The organism is Arthrobacter alkaliphilus (assembly GCF_021483235.1).
GTDB classification, from domain to species: domain Bacteria; phylum Actinomycetota; class Actinomycetes; order Actinomycetales; family Micrococcaceae; genus Arthrobacter; species Arthrobacter alkaliphilus.
In genome coordinates, this window is the sequence record NZ_JAKEEC010000012.1 from 73547 (window position 1) to 89773 (window position 16227).

A 16227-nucleotide genomic window follows, 5' to 3' on the forward strand; every position below is an offset into this window, starting at 1 on the left:
GTGGGCCGGCTAGCCGCGTTCGATGTGGCTGAGATCGCGCAGGACGCCCACCTTGCCGTCCGTATCCTGAACGAGGAATTCCTCGCCGCGGTCTTCGAGGGCCAGGACCCACGCGCCCGGCTCGATCGTGAAAGCGGGCACGCCCGTGTGCTCGTCCACGACGACCCGGGGATGGGCCACAGCAAACCAGAATGCCTGGTATCCGGAGTCGTGCCCGGATTGGTCCGTTCGCGTGACCGGATCGACCGTTGCACCGATGGGCTCGTGAACCCGGGCCTGATCGACCATGCCCATGTGTTGGGTGGCGGGACCCGGGCCGGCGTCCGGGCCACCGACGATGGGCGTAGCCACGGTGGCAGCTGGCAAGTGCTTGGGTTCCGCGGGGGTGGGCCCGTTCGCGACCCGCCCGCCGTCGGCAACCGGAGTCGCTGCGGCGACCGAAGTCTCTGCGGGAACGGACGCTACGACGGCGGGTTCGGCCGCCGCCGTCGCGGCAGGGGCCGGCTTGGGCTTGGCCTGCTTCGGAGCTGCAGGCTTGCGCGTAGGAATGGCCGATTCCCGCGCCACAACGTGAGCCGGCTGTTCGGCCCGGTCCTTGAAATCGTCGCGGAGGAGCGGCAAGTGCGGAGCCAGGACCGTCGCGGCCAGGAGGCCTGCCGAGCCAATTAGTCCGACGAACACGAAGGCGCTAAACGCGCCCGCAGCGGAGAGGAAGAACAGGGCCAGGGCGAAAGATGCCACGACGGATGCGAATTGGTCAGTCGAGAGGGAACCGATCCTCACGACGTTGCCCGGCTGCAGGCGCCGGGCAACGAACAAAGCGGCAACGACCAAGGGAAGCAGTATGCCCAGTGCCAGGAAGAAAAGGTTGTTGACGTTCCACAGGTTGTAGCGGCCGCCGAACATCGGCAGGAGGGACCCCACGAACATCAACAAGATGGAGCCGAAAACTGTCGTGTCCCGGATTGTGAACGGGCCCAAGACGGCTTGGTATTTCGGGGAGGTGATGCTGCCGGGCTCCGGCGCTCCGGATCCAGCTCCTGCTTCGGGGGCGGTTCCTGGCGACTGCGCGCCGTTCTTCGGACCTAGGCTCGTCTGGTTCATGTGCAAAATCTCCTTAGTACGGCGGTGTTCCGGACGCCGCCGCCCATGACTGCACCCAGCAATTTCCGGGCCGGACCGCGCGGCAGGTTCTCGCGTCTCGAGACCTCTTCAGCCTATGCCACCCGTCTGACTGTCCACTAGTTGGCGCGGGAGTGGACGCCGTTCGGCGCGAATCATCAGCCGCTCACGGTCCAGATTGTGACCGCGGACACTGGTTGTCGGCTCAAAACGCTAAGGTGGGTTCGGAAACGCACTGCGGGACTGCCGCGTGGCAGAGATTGATGAATGATGAGGTTCACATGTCCCAGGACGCCAATGGATCGACGACCGCCGCTGCAACCGGATCCGCCGGGGAAGGCAACGGCGATGCCCTCGAAAACCTTCTCCACGAAAACCGGAAGTTCGCGCCCAGCCCTGAGTTCGCGGCCACCGCTGTGGTCGGAGCGGCGGAATACGAAAAGGCCGCCGCTGACCGTCCCGCGTTCTGGGCGGAGCAGGCCCGTGAACTGCTGAGTTGGGATAAGGACTTCACCGAGGCGCTCGACTGGTCCAACCCGCCGTTCGCGAAATGGTTCGTCGGCGGCGAGGTCAATGCCGCATATAACGCCTTGGACCGGCACGTGGAGAACGGGCTCGGCGACCGGGTGGCCATCCACTTCGAAGGCGAGCCCGGGGACACCCGCTCCTACACCTACGCCCAGCTCACCGAAGAGGTGAAGAAAGCGGCAAACGCCTTCGAGTCCCTGGGTGTGGCCAAGGGTGACCGCGTGGCCGTGTACCTGCCGATGATCCCCGAAGCCGTGATCACCATGTTGGCGTGCGCCCGGATCGGGGCGGTGCATTCGGTGGTGTTCGGCGGATTCTCCGCAGACGCCCTGCGCTCGCGCATCGATGACGCGGAGGCGAAGCTCGTGGTCACTGCCGACGGCACCTACCGGCGCGGCAAGCCCAGCCCGCTCAAGCCCGCGGTGGACGAAGCCCTCACCAAGCCGGGCCACACCGTCCGGAATGTCGTGGTAGTGAAGCGCAACGGCGAAGCGGTGGACTGGCACGAAGGCCGGGACCAATGGTGGGAGGACACTGTCGGCGCCGCCTCCGGCGAGCACACCGCCGTCGGGCATGACGCCGAGCACCCGCTGTTCATCCTCTACACCTCCGGAACCACGGGAAAGCCCAAGGGCATCCTGCACACCACCGGCGGCTACCTCACCCAGACCGCATACACGCACAAGGCGGTCTTTGACCTGCACCCGGAGACCGATGTGTACTGGTGCACCGCCGACGTCGGATGGGTCACCGGCCACTCCTACGTCGCCTACGCCCCGCTCGTCAACGGCGCCACCCAGGTCATGTATGAAGGCACCCCGGACTCGCCGCACCAGGGACGCTGGTGGGAAATCGTGGAGAAGTACAAGGTCTCCATCCTGTACACGGCCCCCACGGCGATCCGGACCTTCATGAAGTGGGGCCGGGACATCCCGGGGAAGTACGATCTGTCCTCCATCCGGGTCCTGGGTTCGGTGGGCGAACCCATCAACCCCGAGGCATGGATGTGGTACCGCGAGGTCATCGGCGGCAACAAGGCCCCGATCGTGGATACCTGGTGGCAGACCGAGACCGGAGCCCAGATGATCGCGCCGCTGCCGGGCGTGACGGCGACCAAGCCGGGCTCGGCGCAGGTCCCGCTGCCGGGCATCGCGATCGACGTCGTGGACGAGGCCGGCCAGTCCGTGCCCGACGGGCACGGCGGTTACCTCGTAGTCCGTGAGCCCTGGCCTTCCATGCTTCGCGGCATCTGGGGCGATCCCGAACGCTTCAAGGACACCTACTGGTCCCGCTTCGAAGGCATGTACTTCGCCGGGGACGGGGCCAAGAAGGACGACGACGGCGACATCTGGCTCCTCGGCCGGGTGGATGATGTCATGAACGTCTCCGGACACCGGCTCTCCACGACCGAAATCGAGTCCGCGCTCGTGTCCCACCCCGCCGTGGCGGAGGCCGCCGTCGTCGGCGCCAACGACGAAACCACCGGCCAGGCCGTCGTCGCGTTCGTGATCCTCCGCGGTGACGCCGTCAACGACGGCGACGCCACCGTCGGGGAGTTGCGCAACCACGTCGGCAAGGAAATCGGTCCCATTGCCAAACCGAAGCACATCCTCGTGGTTCCCGAGCTTCCCAAGACCCGGTCCGGGAAGATCATGCGCCGCCTCCTCAAGGACGTCGCGGAAGGCCGCGAAGTGGGCGATGCCACCACCCTGTCCGATCCGACGATCATGGCCCAGATCGCTGAGTCGCTGCGGAAATAGCCTCTGCCCGGACAGACAAAAAGCACCACGCCACGACGCAAGGGCGGCGGTCCTCTCCCAGGAGGACCGCCGTTTTTGTCTTAAAACCCACTTTCGCCAGAATGTTATATTTAGTTCTTTCATGTTCTCTTTTGAGCGGTTATAGTCGAGTTCTACGTGAGATAACTCACAAGCACCACGCTTTCAAGGGAGAGAACATGGCAGCGAATCGCGACCCGTTCCAGTCGGCCCACAACACCGGCCCTGGACGCCGCACCATCCTGAAAACCCTCGGAATCGGCGCCGCGGGGCTCGCCGGCATTCCGCTGCTGTCGGCTTGCACGGGCGGATCCGCACCAGCCGGCGGAACTGGCTCGAACAGCCTGACCTTCGGTTCAGGTTCCTCGGACGACGTTCCCAAGGCCGCCTACAAGGCCGTGACCGACGCCTTCACCAAGAAGACCGGTGTCACGGTGGCCACCAACGTCGTCCCGCACAACGACTTCCAGAACAAGATCAACTCCTACCTCCAGGGGAGCCCGGACGACGCCTTCACGTGGTTCGCCGGCTATCGCATGCAGTACTACGCGGGCAAGGGGCTGCTGGCTCCCGTGGACGATGTGTGGGCATCGATCGGCAGCAACTTCTCCGACGCCATGAAGAAGGCATCCACCGGACCGGACGGCAAGATGTACCTGGTCCCCAACTACAACTACCCGTGGGGTTTCTTCTATCGGAAGAGCTTCTGGGCCGAAAAGGGCTACGCGGTCCCCAAGACGTTCGATGAACTGAAGACCTTGGCCGCCAAGATGAAGTCCGATGGCATCATTCCCATCGGCTTCGCGGACAAGGACGGCTGGCCCGCCATGGGCACGTTCGACTACATCAACATGCGCCTCAACGGCTACCAGTTCCACATCGACCTGACCGCACACAAGGAAAGCTGGGACCAGAAGAAGGTCAGCGATGTGTTCGACACCTGGAAGGCACTCCTGCCGTTCCAGGACCCGGCCGCCCTCGGCCAGACCTGGCAGGACGCGGCGAAGGCGCTTGAGGCCAAGAAGACCGGCATGTACCTCCTTGGATCCTTCGTGACCCAGCAGTTTACGGATCCCACGGTGCTGGCGGACATCGATTTCTTCCCGTTCCCGGAAATCGCAGTGGAAGGCACCGACGCCGTCGAGGCACCCATCGACGGCTTGCTCCTCTCCAAGAAGGGAGGCGACAACAAGGCGGCGCACGACTTCCTGGCATTCATCGGATCCGCCGAAGGCCAGAACGCCTACTCGTCCGTGGATGGCTCCAACATCGCCACCGTCAAGGGCGCCGACACTTCAAAGTTCACTCCGCTGAACAAGAAGTGCGCAGACACCATCTCCAACGCCAAGTACATCAGCCAGTTCCTGGACCGTGACGCCCTTCCGGCCATGGCAAACAACGTGATGATCCCCGCGTTGCAGTCCTTCATCAAGGACGGCAGCGTGGACGTCAAGAACCTTGAAGCGCAGGCCAAGTCCCTTTACGCAGCCCAGTAGCTGAAGGAATCCCCATGAGTACTACCGCCGAAAAGCCCGCCGCGCCGGACAGCGAACCCGGCGCAGCAGGGCCGACCGCGGCCGGCAAGCGCCAGCCAAGCACCGGGAGGCGGCCCGGCAAAACAGGCAAGGTCCGCAGGCTCACCCGGCGTGACAGACTCGTCCTCGCGATCATGGTGGGCCTGCCTACCCTGATCCAGTTGCTGCTGGTCTGGCTGCCCACGCTCTTCTCGATCGGGCTGAGCTTCACCCGCTGGAACGGCTTGGACCTGAAGGACATCAAGCCGGCCGGAACGGACAACTACAGCTTCGTCTTCAAGGACTATCCCCCGTTCTGGCCAGCCGTTCAGCACAACATCCTGTGGCTCGTCTTCCTGGCCCTCATCGCAACTCCCCTGGGCCTGCTGCTTGCCGTGCTCCTCGACCAGAAGATCCGCGGCAGCAAGATCTACCAAAGCATCTTCTTCACGCCGGTCATGCTGTCCCTGGCCCTGATCGGCATCATTTGGCAGCTCTTCTACAACAGGGACAGCGGGCTGCTGAACTACCTCCTCGGCACCGCCGGCAAACCGCAGGCCGTGGATTGGTTCGGCGATTCGAACGTCAATATCTGGGCTGCCATGGTCGCCGCGACGTGGCGTCACGCCGGGTACGTCATGATCCTGTACCTGGCCGGGCTCAAGGGGGTGGACCCCTCCCTCAAGGAAGCCGCGGCGATTGACGGTGCCAACGCCGTCCAAACCTTCTTCCGGGTGGTCTTCCCCGCCATGCGGCCCGTCAACATCGTGATCGTGGTGATCACCATCATCGAATCGCTCCGGGCCTTCGACATTGTGTATGTCATCAACCGCGGCACCAACGGCCTCGAATTGCTGAGCGCCCTGGTCATCCAGAACCTCGTGGGCGAAGGCCAGGTAATCGGCGTGGGATCGGCCCTTGCCGTCATCCTCCTGGTCATCTCGCTGATCCCGATCGTCTTCTACCTCATCCGCACCTTCGGCAAGGAGAGCAAAGCATGAGCACGCTCGCCAACCCCATTCCGAACACCACCGTCACGGTGGTGGGACAGAATTCCCGTAAGCGCCACTACGGGACCCATATTTTCCTGACCGTCATGGCCGTCATGTGGCTCATACCCCTGGCCTGGGCCCTCTTCACGGCGCTGCGGCCCAAAGCGGATACCGACAAGTACGGCTACTTCAGCTTCGGCGGCACTTTCAACTTCGACAATTTCCTCACGGCCTGGACGCAAGGCGGTTTCTCCAAATACCTCTTCAACTCGCTGATCATCACGGTCCCCGCGGTCCTGGGGACCCTGCTCTTCGCCTCGATGATGGCCTTCGCTGTGTCGCGGGTGAGCTGGAAATTCAACATCACGCTGCTCATCATGTTCACGGCCGGCAACCTCCTGCCCCCGCAGGTCCTCGCCGCACCCCTGTTCGAGATGTTCAAGCACCTCAGCCTGCCGTACTCCTTCAGCGACTCAGGCAACCTCCTCAACACCTACATCTCGGTGATCGCCGTGGACACGGCGTTCCAGATCGGATTTTGCACCTTCGTGCTGTCCAACTACATGAAGGCCCTCTCGTCCGACCTGACCGAGGCCGCCCTCGTGGACGGGGCCGGGATCTGGCGGCAGTACTGGAACATCATCCTCCCGCTATGCCGCCCGGCCCTCGCAGCGCTCGGTACCTTGGAAGTCATTTTCATCTACAACGACTTCTTCTGGCCACTGCTCTTCATCCAAAGCGGAAGCCGCCTGCCGATCACAACGGCCATCAACAACCTGCAGGGCGAGTTCCTTAGCAACTACAACCTCCTGGCGGCCGGCGCCACCATCACCGTGATACCCACCTTGATCATCTACCTCGTGTTGCAGCGCCAATTTGTGGCCGGCCTCACGCTCGGTTCCAGCAAAGGATAAAACGCATGGCAATGGACTACATCGTGGACAAGCTGGGCGGCCGGATCGCGTTCGGCGGCGACTACAACCCCGAACAATGGCCTGAAGAGGTCTGGAAACACGACGTCGCCCTCATGAAGGAAGCCGGGGTGAACCTGGTCAGTGTCGGCATCTTCAGCTGGGCACTCCTGGAGCCCGAAGAAGGCCGCTACGAGTTCGGCTGGCTCGACAGGGCCCTTGATCTCCTCCACACCAACGGGATCAGCGTGGATCTCGCGAACGCGAGTGCTTCTCCCCCGCCCTGGTTCAGCCGCAAGTACCCCGATTCGCTCCCAGTGGATGCCGACGGCGTCCGGCAAAGTTACGGTTCGCGGCAGGCCTTCGCTGCGTGCTCGCCGGACTATCGCCGGGCTGCCGCAGCCCTGACGACGGCGATCGTGCAGCGTTACGCGGGGCACCCCGCCGTCGTGATGTGGCATGTGCACAACGAGTACGGCTGCCACAACCAGCCTGACTACGGCCCGCACGCGGAGCGTGGCTTCCAGGAATGGCTCCAGGAGCGCTACGGGAGCCTGGACGCGCTCAACGAGGCGTGGGGCACGGCTTTCTGGTCCCAGCATTACTACGACTGGGCCGAGATCCTGCCGCCGCGCCGTTCGGGAACGTGGGTGAACCCCACGCAGCAACTGGACTTCGCGAGGTTCTCTTCCGATGCGCTCCTTGAATGCTTCAACGCCGAAGCGGAAATCATCAGGGCGCACTCGAAACACCCCGTGACCACCAACTTCATGGGCTTCAACATGGGCTTGCACGCCCCTGTGGACTATTGGCGCTGGTCGGAGCACATGGACGTGGTCTCCAACGACCACTACCTGATCGCAGCCGACGAGAGGAACTTCCAGGACCTGGCCATGACCGCGGACCTCACCCGCGGCTGGGCACAGGGCAAACCATGGCTCCTCATGGAACACTCCACCTCGGCAGTCAACTGGCAGCCCCGCAACGTCGCCAAAGCCCCCGGCGAAATGCTCCGCAATTCCCTGCAGCACGTTGCCCGCGGGACCGACGGCGTGTTGTTCTTCCAATGGCGCGCCTCCCGCGCCGGCGCCGAAAAATATCACTCCGGGCTTGTCCCGCACGCCGGCCGGGACAGCAAAGTGTGGCGCGAAGTAGTGGAGCTCGGACGCGCCTTGGAAAGCATCTCGGAAGTTGCCGGTTCCACGGTGCTGGCCGAAGCGTGCATCATCCACGACACCGACGCCCGATGGGGCACCGAACTGGACTCGCATCCCAGCGAAGACGCACGGAACTTGTCCGAAACGCGGCGCTGGCACGATGCCCTTTTCCGGGCCGGCGTCACCACGGATATCCGGCAAAGCACGGACGATCTTTCCGGCTACAAACTCGTGATCGCGCCAATGCTGTACCTCGTCACGGACGAAGGCGCCGCAAACCTCCACCGCTTCGTCGAGTCCGGAGGGACACTCGTGCTGACCTACTTCTCCGGCATCGTGGACGAGAACGACCACATCCGCATGGATCCGGTCAACGGCGGCGGCTACCCGGGTGCCTTCTCCGAGCTGCTGGGCGTGAGCATGGAGGAATTCTTTCCCCTGCGCTCCGGCGATGCCGTGGGCTTGAGCCGCTTCGGCTCCGGCACGGTCTGGAGCGAGCTGGGCAAGGTAACCGGGGCGGAGGTCCTTGCCACGTTCGACGGCGGCACCGGCCCCGGCGCAGGAGGCACCGCTGTCGGGGGGTCGCCAGCGGTGACCCGCCGGGCGGGATCCTCCGGCCGCGGCGCTGCCTACTATGTCGCCACGACCTTGGGTTCCGCGGGGCTTACCGAACTCGTCCAGCTCCTGTGCTCGGATGCCGGGGTGGAACCAGTCCTGGGCGTGCGGCCGCCCGACGACGTGGAGATCGTCCGCAGGAGCAACGGCAGCAAGGACTGGACCTTCGTCATCAACCACAGCATGCGGGACGTGGACGTGGCGCTCGACGGCGTCGATCTCCTCAGCGGTTCCGCCACCGGAGGTACGCTAAACCTTACTGCCGGCGGCGTCGCCGTCGTCGAGTCCTCCCGCTAAGCCACCCCGCCGTCCTTCCAGAAAGGCTCCGATGCTCCAGGCAGCCCGCCACACCGCTATTGTCGACGCCGTCCAGCGCGAGCGGGTAGTCCGCGTTTCGGACCTCGCCCTACAGCTGGGCGTCTCCGCGATGACTGTGCGGCGGGACATCGAGGCACTTGAGGAATCGGGCCTCGTGGAACGCATCCATGGCGGCGCCAAGCTGCCCGGGGACGCCCGGACCCACGAACCTGGCTTTGAACTGAAATCCACCCAACTGGTCGAGGAAAAGCACGCGATCGCAGTCGAGGCTGCCGCCCTTGTCCACGAAGGCATGGCCGTAGGCCTCAGCGCAGGAACCACCACCTACGAGCTCGCCAAGGTGCTCCTGGACGGCCCGCGGATCACCGTGGTGACGAACTCGATTAGGATCGCGGACCTGTTCCACAATGCCACCGGCTCCCGCCAGGGCTTCCCGGTGATCGTCACGGGAGGCGAACGCACGCCGTCGGACGCTTTGGTGGGCCCCATCGCCACGGCCGCGCTGAAGCAGCTGCACTTGGACACGCTCTTCCTGGGCGTCCACGGCATGGATGCGGACGCCGGATTCACCACACCGAACCTGCAGGAAGCCGAAACCAACCGGGCGTTCATCAGCGCGGCCCGCAACGTGGTGGTTTTGGCTGACCACAGCAAGTGGGGAACCGTGGGCATCGCATCGATTGCCCAGTTGGAGGAAGCCGACATTCTCGTGACGGACTCCCACCTCGGCGAGGATGCGCGGCGCATTCTCGCCGACGGCGTGGGCAAGCTCAGGATCGCCACGACCCGACGAAAGTGAACCAGCCCATGGACCCGCTCCACCTCCGCTCCGCCGGCACAAGCCTGGTGGTCGCTTTCCATAGTGGAGAGGCCGAGGTCATCCACTGGGGAGCCGATCTCGGCAGCACCCTCCCTGACCTCGCCATCCTGGGCGAGGCCGTCCCGCACTCCGCTATCGACGCCACCGTACCCGCCGCGCTCCTCCCACAGGGCTCCTCCGCCTGGCTGGGCCGCCCCGGTTTCCGCGGCCACAGGATCGTCGACGGCGTCCCCGGGCTCGACTTTTCGGTCCGGCTCCGTGTGGTGGACGTCCAACGGGACGCCCGTTCCGCCGTCGTCATCCAGAAGGATCCCGACGGCGGCATCACCGTGACCTCCAAGCTCACCCTGCACCCCGGCGGCCTCCTTGAGATGCGCCACACCGCCGTCAACGACGGCACGTCCCCCTTCCAGCTCGACGAGCTGGCGACTGTGCTCCCGGTGCCTCGTGACGCCGTCGAACTCCTTGACCTCACCGGGCGCTGGTGCCGCGAACGGCACCCGCAGCGCCGGCCCGTGCAACAGGGAACGTGGGTCCGAACCGGACGCCACGGCCGCACCGGGCACGATTCCTCGCTGCTTTTCGCCGCGGGTACCGCCGGATTCGGCAACCGCCACGGGAAGGTCTGGGCCACGCACCTGGCCTGGAGCGGCAACCACGAACAATTCGCGGACACGGTCGCCGATGGCCGGACCATGATCGGCGGCTCCGAACTCCTGGGACCGGCCGAAGTGGTGCTCCAGCCCGGTGAAAGCTACACCACGCCCGCACTGTTTGCGGCCTTCTCGGACCGCGGCCTCGACGGAATCAGCGAAGCGTTCTACAGCTGGTTCCGTTCCCGCCCGCACCACGTCCTTCCCGCAGCTTCCACGGGACTCCCCGCCGGCAAGCCGCGCCCCGTGGTCCTCAACACCTGGGAAGCCGTGTACTTCGACCACAAACTCGACACCCTGATCGAGCTCGCGGAGTCCGCCGCCGAGCTGGGCGTTGAGCGCTTCGTGCTCGACGACGGGTGGTTCCGCGGGCGCCGCAACGACCACGCCGGGCTGGGCGACTGGTTCGTGGATGAAGCCTTGTGGCCCGATGGCCTGACGCCGCTCATCGAGGCCGTCAACTCCCATGGCATGGAATTCGGGCTCTGGGTTGAGCCCGAAATGGTCAACCTGGATTCCGATATCGCCCGGGCACACCCCGACTGGATCGTGGGCCCCACGGCCCGCTCCCACAAGGACGGCGGCCGCCTCCCCCTGGAATGGCGCCACCAGCACATCATCGACCTCGTCAAACCTGAGGCCTGGCAGTACGTCTACGAGCGTATCGACGCCCTGCTGCGCGAGAACAACATCAAGTACCTCAAGTGGGACCAGAACCGGGACCTCACCGAACACGGCCACGCCGGGCACCCCTCGGTGCACGAGCAGACCCTCGCCGCATACCAGCTCTTCGACGAACTCCGCAAGGCCCACCCCGGCGTCGAGATCGAAAGCTGCTCATCCGGCGGGGCCCGGGTGGACCTCGGCATCCTGGAGCGGACCGACAGGATCTGGGGATCGGACTGCAACGACGCCCTCGAGAGGCAGACCATCCAGCGCTGGACCGGCGTCGTGGTCCCGCCCGAACTGGTGGGCGCGCACATCGGCCCCACCACCTCGCACACCACCGCCCGCACGCACGATCTTTCCTTCCGGGCCATCACCGCACTGTTCGGGCACTTCGGCATGGAATGGGACATCCGGGAAGTCCAAGGCGCCGAGCGTGCCGAACTCAAGCGGTTCATCAGCCTCTACAAGGAGCACCGGGGACTCATCCACAGTGGCCGCATGGTCCGGGCCGATGTTCCCGACGACTCGTTGATGCTGCATGGAGTGGTGTCGGACGACGACTCATCAGCGCTGTTCGCCGTCGTCCGGACCCGGACCTCGTTCGCCGAGCAGCCAGGCCGCGTGGCCATTCCGGGCCTCGATCCCGGGCGTTCCTACACGGTGCAGGCTCTTTTCCCGACACCCGGCGACGCCGACTACGCACACACCTTCACCCAAGTGCGGCCCCCGGCGTGGCTGGACTCCGGGGCCGAGGCGGGCGGACGTTTCCTCGCCGAGGTGGGGCTTCCAATGCCCCTCCTGAACCCGGAACACGCCCTGCTGCTCAGCATTACCGCGGTGTAGCTCCGGGCTCGGAGCGGGAGCTTCGAACCGCTAGACCGCGCTGGCCAGGTAGTCGATGGCCAACTTGTAGCCCAGGACTCCCGCTCCGACGATCACTGCCTTGCACACGGGCGAGAGGTAGGAGTGGTGGCGGAATTCTTCGCGCTGGTGCACGTTGGTGATGTGGACCTCGACGGCGGGCAACTGCACTGCCGCGATGGCATCCCGCAACGCCACCGAGGTGTGGGTGTACGCGCCCGCGTTGATAACGATCCCGGCGGCGGTTCCGCGTGCGCCGTGGATGGCATCCACCAAGTCCCCTTCATGGTTCGACTGGACGCAGTCCACCGTGAAGCCGTGCGCCTCGGCGGCGTTGATGGCGAGCTGTTCGACGTCGGCCAAAGTGGAGGTACCGTATTTCTCCGGCTCGCGCGTACCCAAGAGGTTCAAGTTGGGTCCGTTGAGGACGAGGATGGTGCCGCGGCCGGCTTCATTGGCAGTTGGAGCTTCAGTCATGACTTCCAATCTATCGGGATCTACGGGGCCACGGGTCTGCCCCCGCGTTTCTTACGGGGCAGGGCTACTTCTTGGTGCACTGGCCCGAGGAGACGGCCTGGCTCAGGGAAGGGGCTTGCTGGGCCACCGGGGAGAGCTCGTCCATCGTGAGGGCGTAGCCCACTGCCACATCCGAAGTGGTCCTGGCGAAGACCACACCGGCAACCTGTCCTTGGGTGGTCAGCAGCGGACCGCCCGAGTTGCCCGGTTGCACGTCTCCGGCCAGCTTGTAGACCTGTTCGGGGGACGGATTGTCGCCGTAAATGTCCGGGACCAGCAGGGTCGAGATGCCCTCCACCGCCGCCGGCTTGGACTGGAACGGGCCGCCATGCGGGTAGCCGGCGAAGGCCGCGGGCGACCCGGCCGGAAGATTCGGGCTCAACGGCAGTGGCGCCGTCGGGAGACCGTCGACGGCGACGACGGCCAAGTCGCGTTGGCTGTCGAAGTAGACCACGCGGCCGGGCAGCGCACCGCCGTCGGGGATTTCCACTACAGGCTGGGACACGCCGGCCACCACGTGGGCGTTGGTCACCACCCGGCCCGAGGAGACAACGAATCCGGATCCCGTCTGGTTCTGGCCGCACTGGTAGGCCGTACCGGCAATCTTCAGCACGGAGCGGGCGGCATTGTTGAGTGCGGGAGTGTCAGTGCTGGTGTTCGGGACGGGCACGGGAGCAACGGGGCCGATGCCCTCGATGAGGTGCGGAATGCCGTTGCCCATGACCGTGGAACGCAGTTGCGCCACGCTGGCTTTGACCGGTGTGGGCGTCATGGTGTCGATGAAGCGGATGACCTTCGAGTCGGCCAGCTGCTGCGAAACGAAGGGCACACCCAAGGAGCCGATGCTGAAAGCGAGCATCGACATGACGAGTGCGGCGACAACCAAGCTGACGAAGCCACCCAACAGGCGGTCAAGTGCGTGCAAAGGCTGGATGCGCACGGCTTTGCGAACCATCTGTCCGATCCACGTACCGAGCCCGTGCCCCAGGACTATGAGCAACACCGCCGCGCCGATAATGGCGGTCAGCCTCCAGCCACTGTCCGGCACCCAGTCGCCGACGAGCGGGACGGCGATGAAGGCGGCCGCCGCTCCCACAGCGAAACCTGCGATTCCTCCGAGCGTCACGAAGAAGCCGTTGCGCAGCCCGTAGATCAAGTAGGAAAGCAGCGTCAGAACCAACGCCAGGTCCAGGATGGTCAAGCCGAACACCAAAGCTCCTCACAGCCGAGTAAGCCCCAATTGTAGTTGCACAGACTGACAGCTTCCTTTCGCAAGCACAGCGTCGACCAGATCCGGAAGCCGCCGCCCGGCAAGTCATTCCCGGCCGTTTGCGCCGTGGTTTCGGCCTCTTCCGCGTGATTTAGGGCGTTTCAGCTGCCAAGTACGTCACAGACGCGGCAAAATTCTGAAACAATGGCTGAAGCGCCCATAGCCGAACTTTTACTCAGGAGATTTCATGGACATCGAGGTATTGCGCCGCGCACCCCTCTTCGCCACCCTTGACGACGACGCTTTCCGTCTGCTGACGGACGAACTCACAGAGGTGGACCTTTCACGCGGAGCGTCTGTTTTCCGCGAGGGCGATCAGGGTGACCAGCTCTACTTCATCGTCTCCGGCAAGGTTAAGCTCGGCCGTACTTCGCCGGACGGGCGCGAATCCCTCTTGGCGATCCTTGGCCCGGGCGAGCTCTTCGGCGAAATGGCCCTTTTCGATCCCAGCCCCCGCACAGCGACGGCTACGGCCGTTTCCGAAACGCGCCTGGCAGGCCTCAAGAACGAGAGCCTCAACGCCCTGCTGCGCACCCGCCCCGAGGTGTCCGCGCAATTGCTCCAGGCACTCGCCCGCCGCCTGCGCCGCACCAACGATTCCCTGTCCGACCTCGTCTTCTCGGACGTCCCGGGCCGTGTCGCCAAGGCCCTGCTGGACCTCGCGGACCGCTTTGGCCGGCCCGCGACCGACGGCGTCCTCGTGGCCCACGAACTCACGCAGGAAGAACTGGCCCAGCTGGTTGGAGCTTCCCGCGAGACGGTCAACAAGGCCCTCGCCGAGTTCGTCCAGCGCGGCTGGCTCCGCCTGGAAGCCCGCGCAGTGGTCATTCTGGACATGCAGCGCCTCCGCCAGCGCTCCCGGTAATTTCTACGACACGAAAAATGCCTGGCGACACCGGAATTCCGGTGTCGCCAGGCATTTTTCGTGTCGCCAGTCGATTTGTGTGTCGTCAGCGCTCCCGCTGCGGCTCCCCTGAAACCGTGCGGGCCGCTTCGACTTCGAGCATGAGCGTGCCANCCAGTCGATTTGTGTGTCGTCAGCGCTCCCGCTGCGGCTCCCCTGAAACCGTGCGGGCCGCTTCGACTTCGAGCATGAGCGTGCCATCCTCTTGGACGAGCCGCGGCTGGTACATGTGCGGCTTCCGTTTGTAGCTGAGGTACGCGATGCAGCCCTGGGCGGCGGCCATCTTTTCGAGGATGATCTCCGAACCCGGCACCAGCAATTGGCCCAAGGTCAAGCCCACAGTGTTTTCCTGGCCGATTTCATCCCCGAGCGCGGTGGTCTCGCGCTCGGCCATGAGCTTGGAAACGCACACCCAACGCCCCCACACGCCCTTGCTCGCAAGCAGCGAGGGCTGCTGGCCGACCGGAAGGGTCGCTGCGAAGTAGCGGGTGTTGAAGCGCCTGTGCGCGAAGTCCGGGCTAAGCCAGTTGACGAGCGGCTTGAGCAGGTCCGTCCGCAGGGACAAGCCACGCTTGGCCAGGACATCCGTGAAGGACTTGTCCTGGTCCGCCACGGCCTCGCGGGCCCTCATCCACTCGGGGGTAGATGTCGCCTCCACTGTGGAGGACAGGTCCGGGCCGGCGAGGAGCACGCCGGTCTCCTCGAACAATTCACGGATGGCCCCCACCACATGGCGGCGGGCGAGTCCGACGTCGTCGGTCCCCAGCATCTCTGCCCAATGCTGAGGCGACGGGCCGAGCCAGCCGAGGGCGTCGTCGTCGCTGGGTTCCAGCGAGCCGCCGGGAAACGCTACGACGCCCAACGGCGAGGAACCCGGACGGTATCCCATCCAGGTTTCCAGGCCGGTAGGCGAATCGCGAAGAAGGACAACCGATGATGCAAAACGCGCGGCGCGGGGGGTCGGTTCGCCGAGTTCAAGCCAATTCCGTGCAGCCCCTTCCAAGTCAGGGGGCAACGCGAACAGGCGTCGGGCTAGCTGTGGCAATTGAGTGAACCGGTTCCTTAGCTGAATTCAGCGATCAACTCAACCTCGACGGGAGAGTCCAGCGGAAGGACCGCCACGCCGACGGCGGAACGCGCGTGCTGCCCTTTGTCGCCGAAGACACGCCCGAGGAGTTCGGATGCGCCGTTGATGACACCGGGCTGGCCGGTGAAAGACGGATCGGAGGCCACGAAGCCGACGACCTTCACGATGCGCGTGATGCGGTCGAGGTCCCCAATCACACTCTTGACGGCAGCCAAGGCATTGACTGCGCAGACGGCTGCATACCTCTGGGCATCTTCCGGAGACACGGTGGGCTCTTCGGAAAGGCCTTCTTCACCGCTCGAGACTTTGCCCGTGGCTTCGAGTTTGCCGTTAATAAAGGGCAACTGTCCGGACGTGTAGACGTGGCTGCCGGAGACGACTGCCGGAACGTAGGCGGCCACCGGAGCTGCGACAGCCGGAAGGGTCAGTCCCAGTTCGGCAAGGCGCTGCTCGACGGCGGATGCCGGAGCTGTGGAATCCGCGCCAACGGTGGCTTCTGCGGGGGTTGTCAT

General features: G+C 64.9%; 13 protein-coding genes. 8 read left to right on the plus strand and 5 right to left on the minus strand.

What is annotated here, in order from left to right; all coding sequences use genetic code 11:
• Positions 1-9: 9 nt before the first annotated feature.
• Positions 10-1104: an MFS transporter gene (locus L0B83_RS10475; protein WP_234758352.1), complete on the minus strand. Its 1095-nt coding sequence runs from the start codon at positions 1102-1104 to the stop codon at positions 10-12.
• A gap of 299 nt (positions 1105-1403) precedes the next feature.
• On the opposite strand from L0B83_RS10475, the gene acs reads away from it, so the two are divergent.
• The 7 genes from acs (at position 1404) to L0B83_RS10510 (ending at position 11920) form a co-directional block, all read left to right on the plus strand.
• A complete protein-coding gene (gene acs / locus L0B83_RS10480) occupies positions 1404-3410 on the plus strand; it encodes an acetate--CoA ligase (protein WP_234758382.1) in 2007 nt (668 codons plus the stop codon).
• Positions 3411-3607: 197 nt separating this feature from the next.
• Entirely contained in the window at positions 3608-4924 is a 1317-nt protein-coding gene (locus L0B83_RS10485; RefSeq protein ID WP_234758353.1) for an ABC transporter substrate-binding protein, read from the plus strand.
• Positions 4925-4938: 14 nt separating this feature from the next.
• Positions 4939-5943: a carbohydrate ABC transporter permease gene (locus L0B83_RS10490; RefSeq protein WP_234758354.1), complete on the plus strand. Its 1005-nt coding sequence runs from the start codon at positions 4939-4941 to the stop codon at positions 5941-5943.
• A complete protein-coding gene (locus L0B83_RS10495) occupies positions 5940-6848 on the plus strand; it encodes a carbohydrate ABC transporter permease (RefSeq protein ID WP_234758355.1) in 909 nt (302 codons plus the stop codon). The genes L0B83_RS10490 and L0B83_RS10495 overlap by 4 nt, the downstream gene beginning before the upstream one ends.
• A gap of 5 nt (positions 6849-6853) precedes the next feature.
• A complete protein-coding gene (locus L0B83_RS10500) occupies positions 6854-8914 on the plus strand; it encodes a beta-galactosidase (protein ID WP_234758356.1) in 2061 nt (686 codons plus the stop codon).
• A 31-nt stretch (positions 8915-8945) separates the two neighbouring features.
• Positions 8946-9734 carry a DeoR/GlpR family DNA-binding transcription regulator gene (locus L0B83_RS10505; protein WP_234758357.1) on the plus strand — a complete coding sequence of 263 codons (789 nt, stop codon included), beginning with the start codon at positions 8946-8948 and terminating at the stop codon, positions 9732-9734.
• A gap of 8 nt (positions 9735-9742) precedes the next feature.
• Positions 9743-11920, plus strand: coding sequence for an alpha-galactosidase (locus tag L0B83_RS10510; RefSeq protein ID WP_234758358.1), 2178 nt, complete (start codon positions 9743-9745; stop codon positions 11918-11920).
• A 30-nt stretch (positions 11921-11950) separates the two neighbouring features.
• Here L0B83_RS10510 and aroQ read toward each other — a convergent pair whose 3' ends face one another.
• Positions 11951-12415: a type II 3-dehydroquinate dehydratase gene (gene aroQ / locus L0B83_RS10515; RefSeq protein WP_234758359.1), complete on the minus strand. Its 465-nt coding sequence runs from the start codon at positions 12413-12415 to the stop codon at positions 11951-11953.
• A 64-nt stretch (positions 12416-12479) separates the two neighbouring features.
• Positions 12480-13664 (minus strand): MarP family serine protease, encoded by a 1185-nt coding sequence (locus L0B83_RS10520; RefSeq protein WP_234758360.1) that lies wholly within the window; start codon positions 13662-13664, stop codon positions 12480-12482.
• A 247-nt stretch (positions 13665-13911) separates the two neighbouring features.
• Between L0B83_RS10520 and L0B83_RS10525 the strand changes: the two genes are divergently transcribed.
• Positions 13912-14589, plus strand: a complete 678-nt coding sequence (locus L0B83_RS10525; RefSeq protein WP_011775987.1) for a Crp/Fnr family transcriptional regulator — start codon at positions 13912-13914, stop codon at positions 14587-14589.
• A 172-nt stretch (positions 14590-14761) separates the two neighbouring features.
• On the opposite strand, the gene L0B83_RS10530 is transcribed toward L0B83_RS10525, so the two are convergent.
• Together L0B83_RS10530 and L0B83_RS10535 are read right to left on the minus strand one after the other, a co-directional pair.
• The gene (locus L0B83_RS10530) at positions 14762-15673 is read right to left on the minus strand and encodes an NUDIX hydrolase (RefSeq protein WP_234758361.1); all 912 of its coding nucleotides are present in this window, start codon (positions 15671-15673) and stop codon (positions 14762-14764) included.
• 17 nt (positions 15674-15690) lie between these two features.
• Positions 15691-16227: a RidA family protein gene (locus tag L0B83_RS10535; RefSeq protein ID WP_234758362.1), complete on the minus strand. Its 537-nt coding sequence runs from the start codon at positions 16225-16227 to the stop codon at positions 15691-15693.